This window comes from Agrobacterium albertimagni AOL15 (genome assembly GCF_000300855.1).
GTDB classification, from domain to species: domain Bacteria; phylum Pseudomonadota; class Alphaproteobacteria; order Rhizobiales; family Rhizobiaceae; genus Allorhizobium; species Allorhizobium albertimagni.
Window position 1 is genome coordinate 14,184 of sequence record NZ_ALJF01000008.1, and the last position, 13,671, is coordinate 27,854.

Genomic DNA, 13,671 nt, shown 5'->3' on the forward strand with positions numbered 1-13,671 from the left:
GCGTCATGACCAAGGGTATTGTCTTGCTCGCCGCCGGGGGAACCGGCGGCCATCTCTTTCCGGCCGAAGCTTTGGCGCACGAGTTGAAAGCGCGGGGCTTTAGCGTTCATCTGGTGACCGACCGGCGTGCCGAACGTTACGCTGGAAGCTTCCCCGCCGATGAGATTCACACCGTTTCGTCAGCGACGATCGGCTCGAAGAATCCGGTCGCCGTGGTCAAGGCGTTCCTCTCGCTATGGCGTGGTTATCGCGAGGCGCGGGCACTGGTTTCTCGTTTGAAGCCGAAGGCCGTCATCGGTTTTGGTGGCTACCCGACCGTTCCGCCGCTTTTCGCGGCCGCCGGTCTTGGGGTGCCGACAGCGGTGCATGAGCAGAATGCCGTGATGGGACGGGCGAACAAGCTGCTCGCCTCCCGGGTACGGGCAATCGCTGGTGGTTTTCTGTCGCCCGATGGCGAACACAAGGCCAAGATGGTGCTGACCGGCAATCCGGTACGGCCGGCCGTCATCGCGGCTTCCGCCCAGCCCTATGTGGCGTCCGGCGCGGGCGAAGCCTTCAATCTCGTGGTCTTTGGCGGAAGCCAAGGCGCGCAGTTCTTCTCCGACGCCATTCCCGGCGCCATCCGGCTTTTGCCCGATGCGCTGCGTCAGCGTCTGGTCGTGACGCAGCAGGCGCGGCCGGAAGATCGCCAGAAGGTGATCGACAGCTATGCGACGCTCGGCATTCGCGCCGATGTGGCACCCTTCTTCACCGACATGTCAGAGCGGCTGGCGACGGCCCATCTCGTGATCTGCCGCTCGGGTGCGTCGACGGTCTCCGAACTCGCGGTTATCGGTCGTCCGAGCGTGCTTGTTCCCTATCCGCATGCCCTCGACCATGATCAGGCCGCCAATGCCGCGGCACTCGCAGCGCAAGGCGGGGCGCAGGTGATTGCCCAGGCGGATCTCTCCGCCGAGCGCATTGCCGACCTTCTGACGACGGCGATGGAAGGGCCGGAGCGGCTCGCCACCATGGCGGCCGCTGCGAAAAGCACGGGCAAGCCCGACGCTGCCGGCTTGCTCGCAGACCTCGTAGAGGCTATTGCCGCCGGCAAGGGTATTGCCCAGTCGAAGGGAGCCACACAATGAAAATGCCGAAAACAATCGGCCTCGTCCATTTCATCGGGATCGGCGGCATCGGAATGAGCGGTATCGCCGAGGTGCTGCACAATCTCGGACACAAGGTGCAGGGGTCGGATCAGTCCGAGAGCGCCAATGTCCAGCGGTTGCGCGCCAAGGGCATCGAAGTTTTTGTCGGTCACAAAGCCGAGAACCTCGGTGACGCCGAAGTCGTTGTTGTCTCGACCGCGATCAAGAAGAACAACCCGGAACTGATTGCCGCTCGTGAGAAGCTTCTGCCGATCGTGCGGCGCGCCGAGATGCTCGCCGAGCTCATGCGCTTCCGCAATGCGATTGCGATCGGCGGCACGCATGGCAAGACGACGACCACCTCGATGGTTGCCGCTCTCCTCGAAGCCGGCAATCTCGACCCGACCGTCATCAATGGCGGCATCATCAATGCCTATGGCACCAATGCCCGCATGGGCGAGGGCGAGTGGATGGTGGTCGAGGCGGACGAATCCGACGGCACCTTCCTGAAGCTTCCGGCCGATGTCGCTGTCGTCACCAATATCGACCCTGAACATCTCGACCATTACGGCACGTTCGACAACGCGCGGGCGGCGTTTCGACAGTTCGTCGAGAATGTCCCATTCTACGGTTTCGGTGTGATGTGCCTCGACCATCCGGAAGTGCAGGCGCTGGTCAGCAAGATCGAAGATCGCAAGGTCATCACCTATGGCGAGAACCCGCAGGCCGATGTGCGCTTCTCGAATGTGCGCCTCGACGGCATCCGTTCTATCTTCGACGTGGAAATCCGCCGTCGTCGTACCGGCCGGGTCTTCAATTTCAAGGATCTGGTGCTGCCAATGCCCGGGCGGCACAATATCTCCAATGCCTGTGCTGCAATCGCTGTCGCGAACCGGCTCGACATTTCGGAAGAGAGTATCCGCAAGGGACTTGCCGGCTTCGGCGGCGTCAAGCGGCGCTTCACGCTGACGGGCGCATCGAATGGCGTGCAGGTGTTCGACGATTACGGCCACCATCCGGTCGAGATCAAGGCTGTGCTGAGAGCGGCCCGCGAAGCCTGTCAGGGGCGGATCATCGCGGTGCATCAGCCGCATCGCTTTTCGCGCCTCGCCAGCCTCTTTGATGATTTCGCCAACTGCTTCAACGATGCCGACACGATCTTCCTTTCGCCAGTGTACGCTGCGGGCGAAGATCCGATCGAAGGGATCGATTCGGAGGTGCTGGTATCGCGCATCAAGTCCGGTGGTCATCGCGATGCGCGCTACTTGGCCGCGCCGGATCAACTCGCCTCTCTCGTCGCGGGCATTGCGCAACCGGGTGATTTCGTGGTCCTGTTGGGGGCCGGCAACATTACCCAGTGGGCTGCTGCCTTGCCGACGGAACTAGATGCAATTGCGGGAAAGTTTTGAATGAAACAGGTGGATGGGGAAAAGCTTCTGGCGTCGCTCGGCCCTGAAGTTAATGATCTCAAGGGGCGGCTGACGCCTGATGCGCCGATGGACCGGGTCACCTGGTTCCAGGCAGGCGGGCTCGCGGAGCTGATGTTCCAGCCGCATGACGTCGAGGACCTCACCAGTTTCCTGAAGCTTCTGCCGGAAGAAGTGCCGCTGACGGTCGTCGGCGTCGGATCGAACCTGCTTGTGCGCGATGGTGGCATTCCCGGCGTCGTGATCCGTCTGTCTGCCAAGGGGTTCGGCCAGGTGGAGCTTGCGGGCGAGAACCGCATCCGAGCCGGCGCGATCTGCCCGGACAAGCACATCGCTGCCATGGCGATGGATAACAATATCGGTGGTTTCCATTTCTACTATGGCATTCCCGGTTCGATCGGTGGTGCGATCCGCATGAACGCCGGCGCCAATGGCGGCGACACAGCGAGCCGGTTGATCGAAGTCGAGGCCGTTGACCGCAAGGGCAATGTGCATGTCCTGTCGAATGCCGACATGGGCTACAGCTATCGCCATTCGGCAGCACTGGAAGGTCTGATCTTTACCAGTGCGCTCTTCGAAGGTTATCCGGAAGAAAAGGCGAAGATCCGCGCCGACATGGACGCGGTCCGTCACCATCGTGAGACGGTGCAGCCGGTCAAGGAAAAGACCGGTGGCTCGACGTTCAAGAACCCCGAGGGGCACTCCGCCTGGGAACTCATCGACGAGGCAGGCTGCCGCGGGCTGATGATCGGCGGTGCGCAGATGTCGTCGCTCCACTGCAATTTCATGATCAATGTCGGCCACGCGACCGGTTACGATCTCGAATATCTCGGAGAGACCGTGCGTCAGCGGGTTTTCGAAACCTCAGGCATCAAGCTCGAATGGGAAATCAAGCGCCTCGGCATCTTCATGCCCGGCCGCGAGGTGAAGCCGTTCATGGGTGTTGTCGAGGCCTGAGAACGCGCCCTTTTCCTACGAAGTTTTAACTTCGCCCCATTAGGCTCCCCGGAGGTTCGGGGAGTTTCATGTTTGATCTGGTGCATGTCTGGGTAATCCGGCAGCTCACGCTTGGCGAGTTCTCCTCGCGGCAGGCGGTGCTGTGGAAGGCTATGGCCATGGCAGCCAAGATTGCCGTGTTCGCTTACGGCCTGAACGTCATCGCTCACTTCATTCTCGTCGGTCTTGGGCTTTTGCCGTATCCGCTCGGCCCGGCGCTCGTCGTTGCCACCATGCTGACGCCGCCCGTTTCCTTTATCGTTGCCGTCATTGCCTATTCGGTCGTAGGCCTTGCGATCTATGACCTTGGCGTGTCGCGCCAGCGTTTCGAGACATTGAGCCGAACCGACATGCTGTCCGGTCTGATGAACCGGCGGGCATTCCTGGAGACGTTCGAGGCAGCGCGTGGATCGGTTGCACTGATCCTCCTAGACATCGACCGGTTCAAATCGGTCAATGACACCCTCGGTCACAAGGCGGGCGATGATGTCATCGTCCGCACGGCGACATGCCTGACACATGTGCTCGGCTCCGACGAGGCCATTGCCCGGATCGGCGGCGAGGAGTTTGCCGTCCTGTTGACGGGGCAGGGGACGGAGCGGGCGATGGAGATCGCTGAAGCGATCCGTGCATCTGTTGAAGAGATGCGGCTTGAAATTTCAGGGCGACCCGTCTCGATTTCGGTATCTGCCGGGGTCTCTGAAGGCGTGGCCGAACTTGGCTTCAGCGAGCTTTTCTCAGGTGCCGACCGCGCCCTTTATCTCGCCAAGGCCAGCGGTCGGAATCGAATCGTGCATGCGAAAGAGCTCCCGGTGATGCCTCTCGGCGCTTCCGTTCCTGACGACGGTCAAGTTGGCATCGACCGCGGGCGACTGAGCGCCTGATCGAGGCCTCGCGTTAACTTCTTCAGTCTTTTCATCGGCTTCTTCCCATAAGCTCAAGTCTTGGTTTGGCCTGTTGCGCAGGCGCTTTTGCGGCCAAATTAACGAAAGTAAACGGTTCATTAACCTTAATGTTGTTCAACTGATCTGACAAAGCCGGATCAGTCGGTGCGATTGCCGGTCGAATTTTAGATTTTGCGAGGCGTAGATGAGTGGCAAGCATGTCGCGGTTTTGATGGGTGGATTGTCCTCCGAGCGGCCTGTGAGCTTGTCCTCTGGCAACGCCTGTGCGGCTGCCCTTGAAGGCGAGGGCTTCAAGGTCACGCGCGTCGACGTCGGTCGCGACATCGGTCGTGTGCTCGAGGATCTGAAGCCGGATGTCGCTTTCAACGCGCTGCACGGTCCCTATGGCGAGGACGGCACGATTCAGGGTGTGCTCGAATATCTCGAAATCCCGTACACCCATTCCGGCGTTCTTGCCTCGGCGCTCGCCATGGACAAGAAGCAGGCCAAGCTTGTGGCGGCCCAGGCGGGCATTCCAGTCGCTGAAGCCTTGGTGATGAACCGTTTCGATGTGGGTAATACGCATCCGATGGCTCCTCCCTATGTGGTCAAGCCGGTGCGTGAGGGGTCGAGCTTTGGCGTCGTCATCGTCCGCGAGGACATGGCCCATCCGCCGCAGATCCTGACCTCCAGCGAATGGCGTTACGGCGATGTCGTGATGGTCGAGCGTTATGTGGCGGGTCGCGAGCTCACCTGCGGCGTGATGGATGGCAAGGCGCTCGGCGTGACCGAGATCGTGCCGCTCGGTAACAGCTTCTATGATTACGACTCCAAGTATGCGGCCGGCGGTTCGGAGCACGTGCTTCCTGCGCAAATTTCACCGAAAATTTACCAAAAAATACAATCATTAGCGCTGAAGGCACACCAGGCGATCGGGTGTCGCGGGGTGAGTCGGTCAGACTTCCGCTACGACGATCGCTTCTCCGAGGATGGTGATCTGATTTGGCTGGAGCTCAATAACCAGCCGGGCATGACCCCTACCTCGTTGCTGCCGGAAATGGCTGCCCTTGCGGGCTACAGCTTTGGTGAATTCGTACGTTGGATGGTGGAGGACGCTTCTTGTTCTCGTTGAGCGGCAACAAATTGGTGGGTGGGTCCGGTGCGTATCCGGCTGCGCCGCTTGCCTCGGGTGAGGCAAAGGTGCTGCCGCGTCCGCTGCGTCGCCTGGTGCGCTTCGTGCTGGCCCTCTGCTCGGGCCGCATCGCTCTACCCCGCCATCTCGGCAAAGTTAGCCTGGCGGCTTTCTATGGTCTGGTGGGCTTGCATGGAGTTGTGGTCGGCGGCCATGGTCCGGTCGTCACGCAGACTGTCACGGCGTCGGCCGGTTTTGCCGTCGAAGACGTTCGTGTCTCCGGCAATCAGCATACTTCGGAAATCGATATCCTTCAGTTGCTCGGCCTCGATGGCTCGACCAGCCTGCTCGGTCTCGATATTGCTACGGCCCGCAAGGCGCTCTCCGGGCTGCCATGGGTCGAATCGGCGGAGGTTCGCAAGGTTTATCCGTCGACCGTCGAGGTGGTTCTGCGCGAGCGTCAGGCCTACGGTATCTGGCAGCATGGCAGTGACCTTTCGCTGATCGAGCGGTCCGGTTCGGTCATTGCGCCCCTTCGCGACAACAAATTCGCCTCGCTTCCGCTCTTCGTTGGGCGCGATGCCGAGACCGCAGCTGCGGCTATCGATGAGGAGTTTTCAAAGTGGCCGTCAATTGCCTCGCGGGTGAAGGCCTTTGTGCGTGTCGGCGGTCGCCGCTGGGACGTTCACATGGAGAACGGCATCGTCGTTCGTCTTCCGGAAGAAAATGTGCCGGGTGCTCTCGCTCTGCTTAACCGTTTCGACGGAGAGCAGCAGGTCCTTTCGCGCGACGTCGCGGTCGTCGACCTGCGTCTGCCGGATCGTGTCGCCATTCGCCTGACTGCCGGTGCGCAGGAGCGCCGTACGGCAGCACTCGAAGAGCGTCGCAAGGCCCTCAAGAAATTGGAGCGGAAGATATGAGCATCTTCGGTGGCTCTTCCTTTGGTTTTCCGCGCACCAAGCCGCTCTCGTCGAAGCGCGCACATGTCGTTTCGGTGCTCGACATCGGCTCGACCAAGGTGGTTTGCATCATCGCTCGCCTGACGCCGCGCCGCGAGTCGGCAGTCCTGCCGGGTCGCACGCACAATGTCGAGGTCATCGGTCTTGGTCACCAGCGCTCGCATGGCATCAAGTCGGGCGTGATTGCCGATCTGGATGCTGTCGAAAATGTCGTGCGCCTTGCTGTTGATGCTGCCGAACGCATGGCAGGCCTCACCGTCGAGAGCCTGATCGTCAACGTATCGGCCGGCCGAATCGGCTCTGATGTCTATACCGCCTCCATCGATCTCGGTGGTCAGGAAGTCGAATCCGGTGACCTGCGCAAGGTTTTGATTGCGGCCGGACAGCAGTCCCAGGGCAATGACCGCGCCGTGCTGCATTCGTTGCCGACAGGCTTTTCTCTTGACGGAGAGCGGGGAATCCGTGATCCCCTTGGAATGTATGGCGACGTTCTCGGCGTCGACATGCATGTGGTCACGGCCGAACGTGCAGCGCTTCGCAATCTGGAGCTCTGCATCAACCGGGCGCATCTGACCGTCGAGGGTGTGGTTGCCACGCCTTATGCCAGCGGCCTTGCAGCCCTGGTCGACGACGAGGTGGAGCTCGGTTGCGCGGCGATCGACATGGGCGGTGGCATGACCACCATCTCTGTCTTCGCCGAAGGCAAGCTGATCCATACGGACGCCATCGGGATTGGTGGTCACCATGTGACGACCGATCTGGCGCGCGGGCTTTCGACCCGTATCGAGGATGCAGAACGTCTGAAGGTCGTTCACGGTTCGGCTGTCGCCAACGGCGCCGACGATCGTGAGGTTGTGTCCGTTCCGCCGATCGGCGAGGACGATCGCGATCAGCCGACACAGGTGTCGAAGGCGCTTCTGACTCGGATCATCAGCGCGCGGATCGAGGAGACCCTCGAAATGCTGCGCGACCGGATCCAGAAGTCGGGCTTCTCGCCGGTGGTCGGAAAGCGTGTCGTTTTGACGGGTGGCGCGTGCCAGCTCACCGGCATGCCGGAGGCGGCCCGCCGCATTCTGGCCCGGAACGTGCGTATCGGTCGTCCGATGGGCGTGTCGGGTCTGCCGGCTGCGGCAAAGGGACCGGCCTTCTCGACGGCCGTCGGCCTGACGATCTATCCGCAGATGGCGGATCAGGAAACACATGCCGGGCAGGGCGGGTTGTTCTCGCCCTTCGGCAACGGAAACAGCCGCTTCGCCCGCATGGGCCAATGGCTGAAAGAGAGTTTTTGAGTTTACCCGGCCGGACACAAGGTTCGGCCAAGGGAAATCTGTTGAAATGACATGGCCGGCTTGGCGATGCGGCCGGAAAAAGAAGGAACGGGTACCATGACCATCAAGCTGCAGAAGCCAGATATCACTGAGCTGAAGCCCCGCATCACCGTCTTCGGTGTCGGTGGCGGTGGCGGCAACGCCGTCAACAACATGATCACCGCTGGTCTGCAGGGCGTCGATTTCGTCGTCGCCAACACGGATGCCCAGGCGCTGACCATGACCAAGGCCGAGCGCATCATCCAGCTCGGCGTCAACGTCACCGAAGGCCTCGGCGCCGGCTCGCAGCCGGAAGTCGGCCGCGCTGCCGCGGAAGAGTGCATCGACGAGATCATCGACCATCTCAATGGTACCCACATGTGCTTCGTCACCGCTGGCATGGGCGGTGGTACCGGCACCGGTGCTGCTCCGGTCGTTGCCCAGGCTGCCCGCAACAAGGGCATCCTGACCGTCGGCGTCGTTACCAAGCCGTTCCACTTCGAAGGTGCGCGCCGCATGCGCCTCGCCGAACAGGGCATCGAGGAACTGCAGAAGTCGGTCGACACGCTGATCGTCATCCCGAACCAGAACCTGTTTCGCATCGCCAACGATCGCACCACCTTTGCGGATGCCTTCGCAATGGCCGACCAGGTGCTCTATTCGGGTGTTGCCTGCATCACCGACCTGATGGTCAAGGAAGGCCTGATCAACCTCGACTTCGCGGACGTTCGCTCCGTGATGCGCGAAATGGGTCGCGCCATGATGGGCACCGGCGAAGCTTCGGGCGAAGGCCGCGCGATGCAGGCTGCCGAAGCTGCAATCGCCAACCCGCTGCTCGACGAAACCTCGATGAAGGGCGCCCAGGGCCTCTTGATCTCGATCACCGGCGGTCGTGACCTGACCCTCTTCGAAGTCGACGAAGCCGCAACCCGTATTCGCGAAGAAGTTGACCCGGATGCCAATATCATCCTGGGCGCCACCTTCGACGAAGCGCTCGAAGGCATCATCCGCGTGTCTGTCGTTGCCACCGGCATCGACCGCGCAGCACTTGCCTCCAAGGGCTTCGAAGCCGCTCCGCTCGCAAAGCCCGCTATGCGTCCCTCCGCGGCCGTTGCTCCGGCACCGGCCGCATATCAGCCTGCAATGACGCAGGCCCCCAAGCCGACCATGGATCCGGTCGCAGACACCATCCGTTCGGCTGAAGCCGCCATGGAACGCGAACTCGAAATCGCAACCGCCCGCCAGCCGCTGAGCCAGCCCCAGGCTGCTCCGCAGCAGGAATTCCGTCCGGCAAGCCGTCTGTTCGCGACGCCGGCTCCGGAAGCCGCTCCGGCTCCGCAGATGATGCAGCCGGTTGCGCCTGCGCCGATCATGAGCCAGCCGGCTCCGGTGATGCAGCAGCCAGCACCTGTCATGCAGGCGCCGGTCGCTCCGGCACCTGTCATGGCAGAGACGCGCATGGCGCCTGAGCCCGTCCGCATGCCGAAGGTGGAAGACTTCCCGCCTGTGCTGCGTGCCGAGATCGATCACCGCGCCCAGCCGGCAGCACCCGCTGCCCAGGACGAACGCGGACCGATGGGTCTCTTGAAGCGAATCACCAATTCGCTCGGTCGCCAGGCTGACGAAGAGCCTGTCATGGGTGACATGACCGGTTCAGCTCCGGCCGCTGCATCGCAGCAGCGTCGTCCGCTGTCGGCCGAAGCCAGCCTCTACGCTCCGCGTCGTGGCCAGCTCGACGATCACGGCCGTGCCACGCCGGCGCGTGCCACCAGCGAAGACGATCAGCTTGAAATTCCTGCTTTCCTGCGTCGCCAGACGAGCTAAGGGAAGTCGAGACTCAGCTTTGGAGACCCGGGTCGAGAGGCCCGGGTTTCTTGCGTTTAACGCTCTGTTACGAGACGTCGAATTCTTGAGGATAATCAAGGGGGTGGCTTCGTTACAAAGCGAAAGAATCAGTGATTTGGCTCACGTCCCGGTCACACGTATGTATGTGTTCAGAAACAGGGTCTTGTGGCCCTTCGACAAGAGATTGCGACGGGATGCTCAAGATCCACCGCCTCGTCGCTTCATTTTAAGGCTATCGGAATGGCAATTGCTTTGCTCGGATTTCAAACCACGATCGCAGCGCCTCTCACGCTGACGGGTATCGGGGTTCATTCCGGCCGCGAGGTCTCCATCACTCTCCAGCCAGCGGAAGCAGGGACCGGTATCGTCTTTGTGCGCCAGCATGACGACGGTTCGACCAGCGAATATCGCGCAGTGTCTGCACATGTCGGCAACACCGATCTCTGCACAGTGCTCGGCACCAATCCGGCGCGTTCCGTCGCCACGATCGAACACGTCATGGCCGCATTTTATGCGCTCGGCCTGGACAATGTCGTCGTCGAAGTCGATGGCGCCGAAATGCCGATCATGGATGGCAGCTCGGAAGTCTTCATCGATGCGATCGAACAGGTCGGTATCACCAATCTCGGCGTCAAGCGCCGTTACATCCGCGTCACCAAGCCGGTTCGCATCGAGGCCGGTGGTTCCTGGTCCGAGTTCCGCCCCTATGACGGTACGCGCTTCGAGGTCGAAATCGATTTCGACAGCAAGCTGATCGGCCGGCAGAAGTGGGAAGGCGATCTGACGGCTGAAACCTTCAAGACCGAATTGTCGCGCGCACGCACCTTCGGCTTCATGCGTGACGTCGAGCGCCTCTGGGCTGCCGGCTTCGCTCTTGGCTCTTCGCTTGAAAATTCCGTCGTCATCTCGGACGACGATACCGTGATCAATGTCGAAGGCCTGCGTTACGAAAAGGACGAGTTCGTCCGTCACAAGACGCTCGACGCCGTCGGCGATCTGGCGCTCGCCGGTGCGCAGTTCATCGGTTGCTACCGCTCTTATCGCGGCGGTCACAAGATGAATGCGAATGCGCTGAAGGCGCTGCTCAGCGACCCGACCGCCTATGAGGTCGTCGAAGCACCGAGCCGCAGCCATCAGGTCCGTGCCCGGGAATTCGTTCCGGTTCAGGTTTCGGAATTCGCGCCCTGGTCGGCGTAAGTACAAGACAGATCAGGCAAAGTTCAGCGCCGGCTTCTTCAAGAAGGCCGGCGTTTTGCTGAGCAGAAAAGGATAGGGGCAGAATGGCACTTTCTGGGTGCCCTGCCACAAAAATGCGTTAAAGTCGCATCACTGCGTTGCCCTAGTGCCGCTTTTGTGGCTAGAAACGCCAGTTGAAGGCGACGGTTTTCAAGCTGCGCTGCAATCGGGATCTTTCGAATGAATCAAGTGGGATCGGTCGTTGTGAAGAATGCCGTGCGTATTGCGGGCCTGAGCGTCATGTTGTCTTTCGGTGCCGTGCTCGCGGGCTGCCAGAGCGACCCGGATATCGACATCAGCAAGCTCGCCGCCGAGACCGAGCCGCCGGAAGTGCTCTATAATCAGGGCCTTGCCAACATCAAGGCCGGCAATATGGCTGAGGCGTCCCGCAAGTTCGATGCGGTCGATGCCCAGAACCCGTTCTCTGAGTGGTCGCGCAAGGCGCTCGTGATGAGCACCTTCACGAAGTATCGCCTCGGCCGCTATGCCGACGCGATTGCAACCGGCAATCGCTATATGAACCTGTATCCGAAGTCCGAGGATGCCGCTTACGCGCAGTATCTCGTCGGTCTGGCCTACTGGAAGCAGATTTCAAACGTCACGCAGGACCAGCGCAACTCGGTCAAGACGATCGAGGCGATGGAGCGTGTCGTCAACGAGTTCCCCGATTCGGAATATGTCGACGACGCACAGGCGAAGATTCGCTTCGCGCGTGACCAGCTCGCCGGCAAGGAAATGCAGGTCGGACGCTACTATCTGGAGCGTAAGGAATACCTCGCTGCGGTTTCGCGCTTCCGCGTCGTCGTCGAGCAGTATCCGAACACCAACCAGATCGAAGAGGCTCTGGCGCGTCTGGTCGAGTCCTACTACGCCATGGGCGTCGTCTCGGAGGCCCAGGCTGCAGCGGCCGTGCTCGGTCACAACTATCCGGACAGCCAGTGGTATGCCGACAGCTATGCGCTGTTGCAGAGAGGCGGTCTTGAACCGCGTGAGAATTCCGGTTCGTGGATCACCCGCGCCGGTCGCCGGCTGCTGATCGGGACCTGACGGTCTTAAGTCACGAAGTGAGAAACTGAGCCTATGCTGGTCCAGCTGTCGATCCGCGATATCGTTCTGATCGAGCGGCTGGATCTTGCCTTCGAGACCGGTCTGTCCGTGCTGACCGGGGAAACCGGCGCCGGCAAATCCATTCTCCTCGACAGCCTGTCGCTGGCCCTTGGTGGCCGGGGTGATGGCTCGCTCGTGCGCCACGGCGAGGACAAGGGGCAGGTCACGGCCGTCTTCGATGTCGGCGGCAGTCATGCGGCCCGTACGCTCTTGAAGGGCAATGGCGTCGACGATGACGGCGATCTGATCTTCCGTCGCGTGCAATCCGCCGATGGCCGCACCCGGGCCTATATCAATGATCAGCCTGTCAGCGTGCAGCTGATGCGCCAGGTCGGCCAGTTGCTGGTCGAGATCCATGGCCAGCATGATGATCGCGCGCTGATCGATACCAATGCCCATCGCATGCTGCTCGACGCCTTTGCCGGGCTGACCGACGAGGCGCTGGATCTCGGGGAAAGCTATCGCCGCTGGCGGGAGGCCGAGCGGGCCTACAAGACCCACAAGGCGAAGGTCGAGGCGGCCGCACGCGAAGCCGATTATCTGCGGGCTTCCGTCGAAGAGCTTGAGGGTTTGTCACCGCTTGATGGTGAGGAGGATGATCTCGCCGAGCGACGCTCCGCCATGCAGAAATCCGAGCGCATAGCCGGCGACATCGCTGAAGCTTCCGAATTCCTCAATGGCAATGCCTCGCCTGTACCGCATATTGCATCCCTGATGCGCCGACTGGAGCGCAAGAGCCATGAGGCTCCCGGACTTCTGGAAGAGACCGTACAGCTGCTTGGCACGGCTCTCGACACCCTGTCTGCCGCGCAGATGGAGGTGGAAGCTGCCTTGCGCCGCACGGAGTTTGATCCGCGCGAGCTGGAGCGGGTCGAGGAGCGACTGTTTGCGCTTCGTGCGGCAGGCCGGAAGTATTCGGTCGCCGTCGCAGATCTCCCGGCACTCGCCGAAAAGATGGTGGCCGATCTCGCCGATCTCGATGCCGGCGAAGAGCGGCTTGGCCAGTTGGAATCAGCTGTCCGAGACACCAGGGCGCATTACGATCACCTGGCACTGCAGTTGTCCGGCAAACGGCAGAACGCCGCCCAGGCGCTTGCCGATGCCGTCATGCAGGAACTGCCGGCCTTGAAGCTGGAGCGGGCGCGGTTCATGGTCGAAGTTTCGGCGGACGCCGAGAATGCGACCGCCGATGGCATCGACACGGTCGAATTCCACGTTCAGACCAATCCCGGCACGCGACCCGGCCCGATCATGAAGGTGGCCTCGGGCGGTGAGCTGTCGCGCTTCCTGCTCGCGCTCAAGGTGGCGCTTGCCGATCGCGGTTCGGCGCCCACGCTCGTCTTCGACGAGATCGATACCGGGGTCGGCGGTGCTGTGGCCGATGCCATCGGTCAGCGGCTGAAGCGCCTCTCGGCCAAGGTGCAGGTTCTGTCCGTCACCCATGCGCCGCAGGTTGCAGCTCGCGCGTCGGCGCATTTCCTCATCTCCAAGGGACCGACCGGCGATGCGGGGGACAAGATTGCGACCCGGGTTGCCATCATGGAGCCGGAGCATCGGAAGGAAGAGATCGCGCGCATGCTTGCGGGCGCTTCCGTCACCGATGAGGCGCGTGCGGCAGCCGCCAAACTGCTTGCCGCCGGCGAGTGAGCCA

11 protein-coding genes are annotated in these 13,671 nt (G+C 61.6%); all 11 read left to right on the plus strand.

Features of this window, described 5'->3' with window-relative positions:
* The first annotated feature begins 5 nt into the window (after window positions 1-5).
* The 11 genes from murG to recN all read left to right on the plus strand — a co-directional run bounded on the left by murG (window position 6) and on the right by recN (window position 13,667).
* Window positions 6-1,127, plus strand: coding sequence for an undecaprenyldiphospho-muramoylpentapeptide beta-N-acetylglucosaminyltransferase (gene murG, locus QWE_RS09725; protein WP_006725939.1), 1,122 nt, complete (start codon window positions 6-8; stop codon window positions 1,125-1,127).
* Window positions 1,124-2,536 (plus strand): UDP-N-acetylmuramate--L-alanine ligase, encoded by a 1,413-nt coding sequence (gene murC / locus QWE_RS09730; RefSeq protein WP_006725940.1) that lies wholly within the window; start codon window positions 1,124-1,126, stop codon window positions 2,534-2,536. Before murG ends, murC begins: the two co-directional genes overlap by 4 nt.
* Window positions 2,537-3,511, plus strand: coding sequence for a UDP-N-acetylmuramate dehydrogenase (murB, locus tag QWE_RS09735; RefSeq protein WP_006725941.1), 975 nt, complete (start codon window positions 2,537-2,539; stop codon window positions 3,509-3,511).
* Between the two features lie 68 nt (window positions 3,512-3,579).
* Window positions 3,580-4,434 carry a GGDEF domain-containing protein gene (locus QWE_RS09740; RefSeq protein WP_006725942.1) on the plus strand — a complete coding sequence of 285 codons (855 nt, stop codon included), beginning with the start codon at window positions 3,580-3,582 and terminating at the stop codon, window positions 4,432-4,434.
* 205 nt (window positions 4,435-4,639) lie between these two features.
* Window positions 4,640-5,566 (plus strand): D-alanine--D-alanine ligase, encoded by a 927-nt coding sequence (locus tag QWE_RS09745; RefSeq protein ID WP_006725943.1) that lies wholly within the window; start codon window positions 4,640-4,642, stop codon window positions 5,564-5,566.
* A complete protein-coding gene (locus QWE_RS09750) occupies window positions 5,554-6,486 on the plus strand; it encodes a cell division protein FtsQ/DivIB (protein WP_052018139.1) in 933 nt (310 codons plus the stop codon). The genes QWE_RS09745 and QWE_RS09750 overlap by 13 nt, the downstream gene beginning before the upstream one ends.
* Window positions 6,483-7,814, plus strand: coding sequence for a cell division protein FtsA (ftsA, locus tag QWE_RS09755; RefSeq protein ID WP_006725945.1), 1,332 nt, complete (start codon window positions 6,483-6,485; stop codon window positions 7,812-7,814). Before QWE_RS09750 ends, ftsA begins: the two co-directional genes overlap by 4 nt.
* A gap of 96 nt (window positions 7,815-7,910) precedes the next feature.
* On the plus strand, window positions 7,911-9,656 hold the full coding sequence (gene ftsZ / locus QWE_RS09760; protein ID WP_006725946.1) for a cell division protein FtsZ: 1,746 nt from the start codon (window positions 7,911-7,913) through the stop codon (window positions 9,654-9,656).
* Between the two features lie 261 nt (window positions 9,657-9,917).
* Window positions 9,918-10,874, plus strand: coding sequence for a UDP-3-O-acyl-N-acetylglucosamine deacetylase (gene lpxC, locus QWE_RS09765; protein WP_006725947.1), 957 nt, complete (start codon window positions 9,918-9,920; stop codon window positions 10,872-10,874).
* A gap of 279 nt (window positions 10,875-11,153) precedes the next feature.
* Window positions 11,154-11,960, plus strand: coding sequence for an outer membrane protein assembly factor BamD (locus QWE_RS09770; RefSeq protein ID WP_420804553.1), 807 nt, complete (start codon window positions 11,154-11,156; stop codon window positions 11,958-11,960).
* Window positions 11,961-11,993: 33 nt separating this feature from the next.
* Complete coding sequence (gene recN / locus QWE_RS09775) at window positions 11,994-13,667, plus strand: DNA repair protein RecN (protein ID WP_006725949.1); 1,674 nt, start codon at window positions 11,994-11,996, stop codon at window positions 13,665-13,667.
* The last annotated feature ends 4 nt before the right edge of the window (window positions 13,668-13,671 follow it).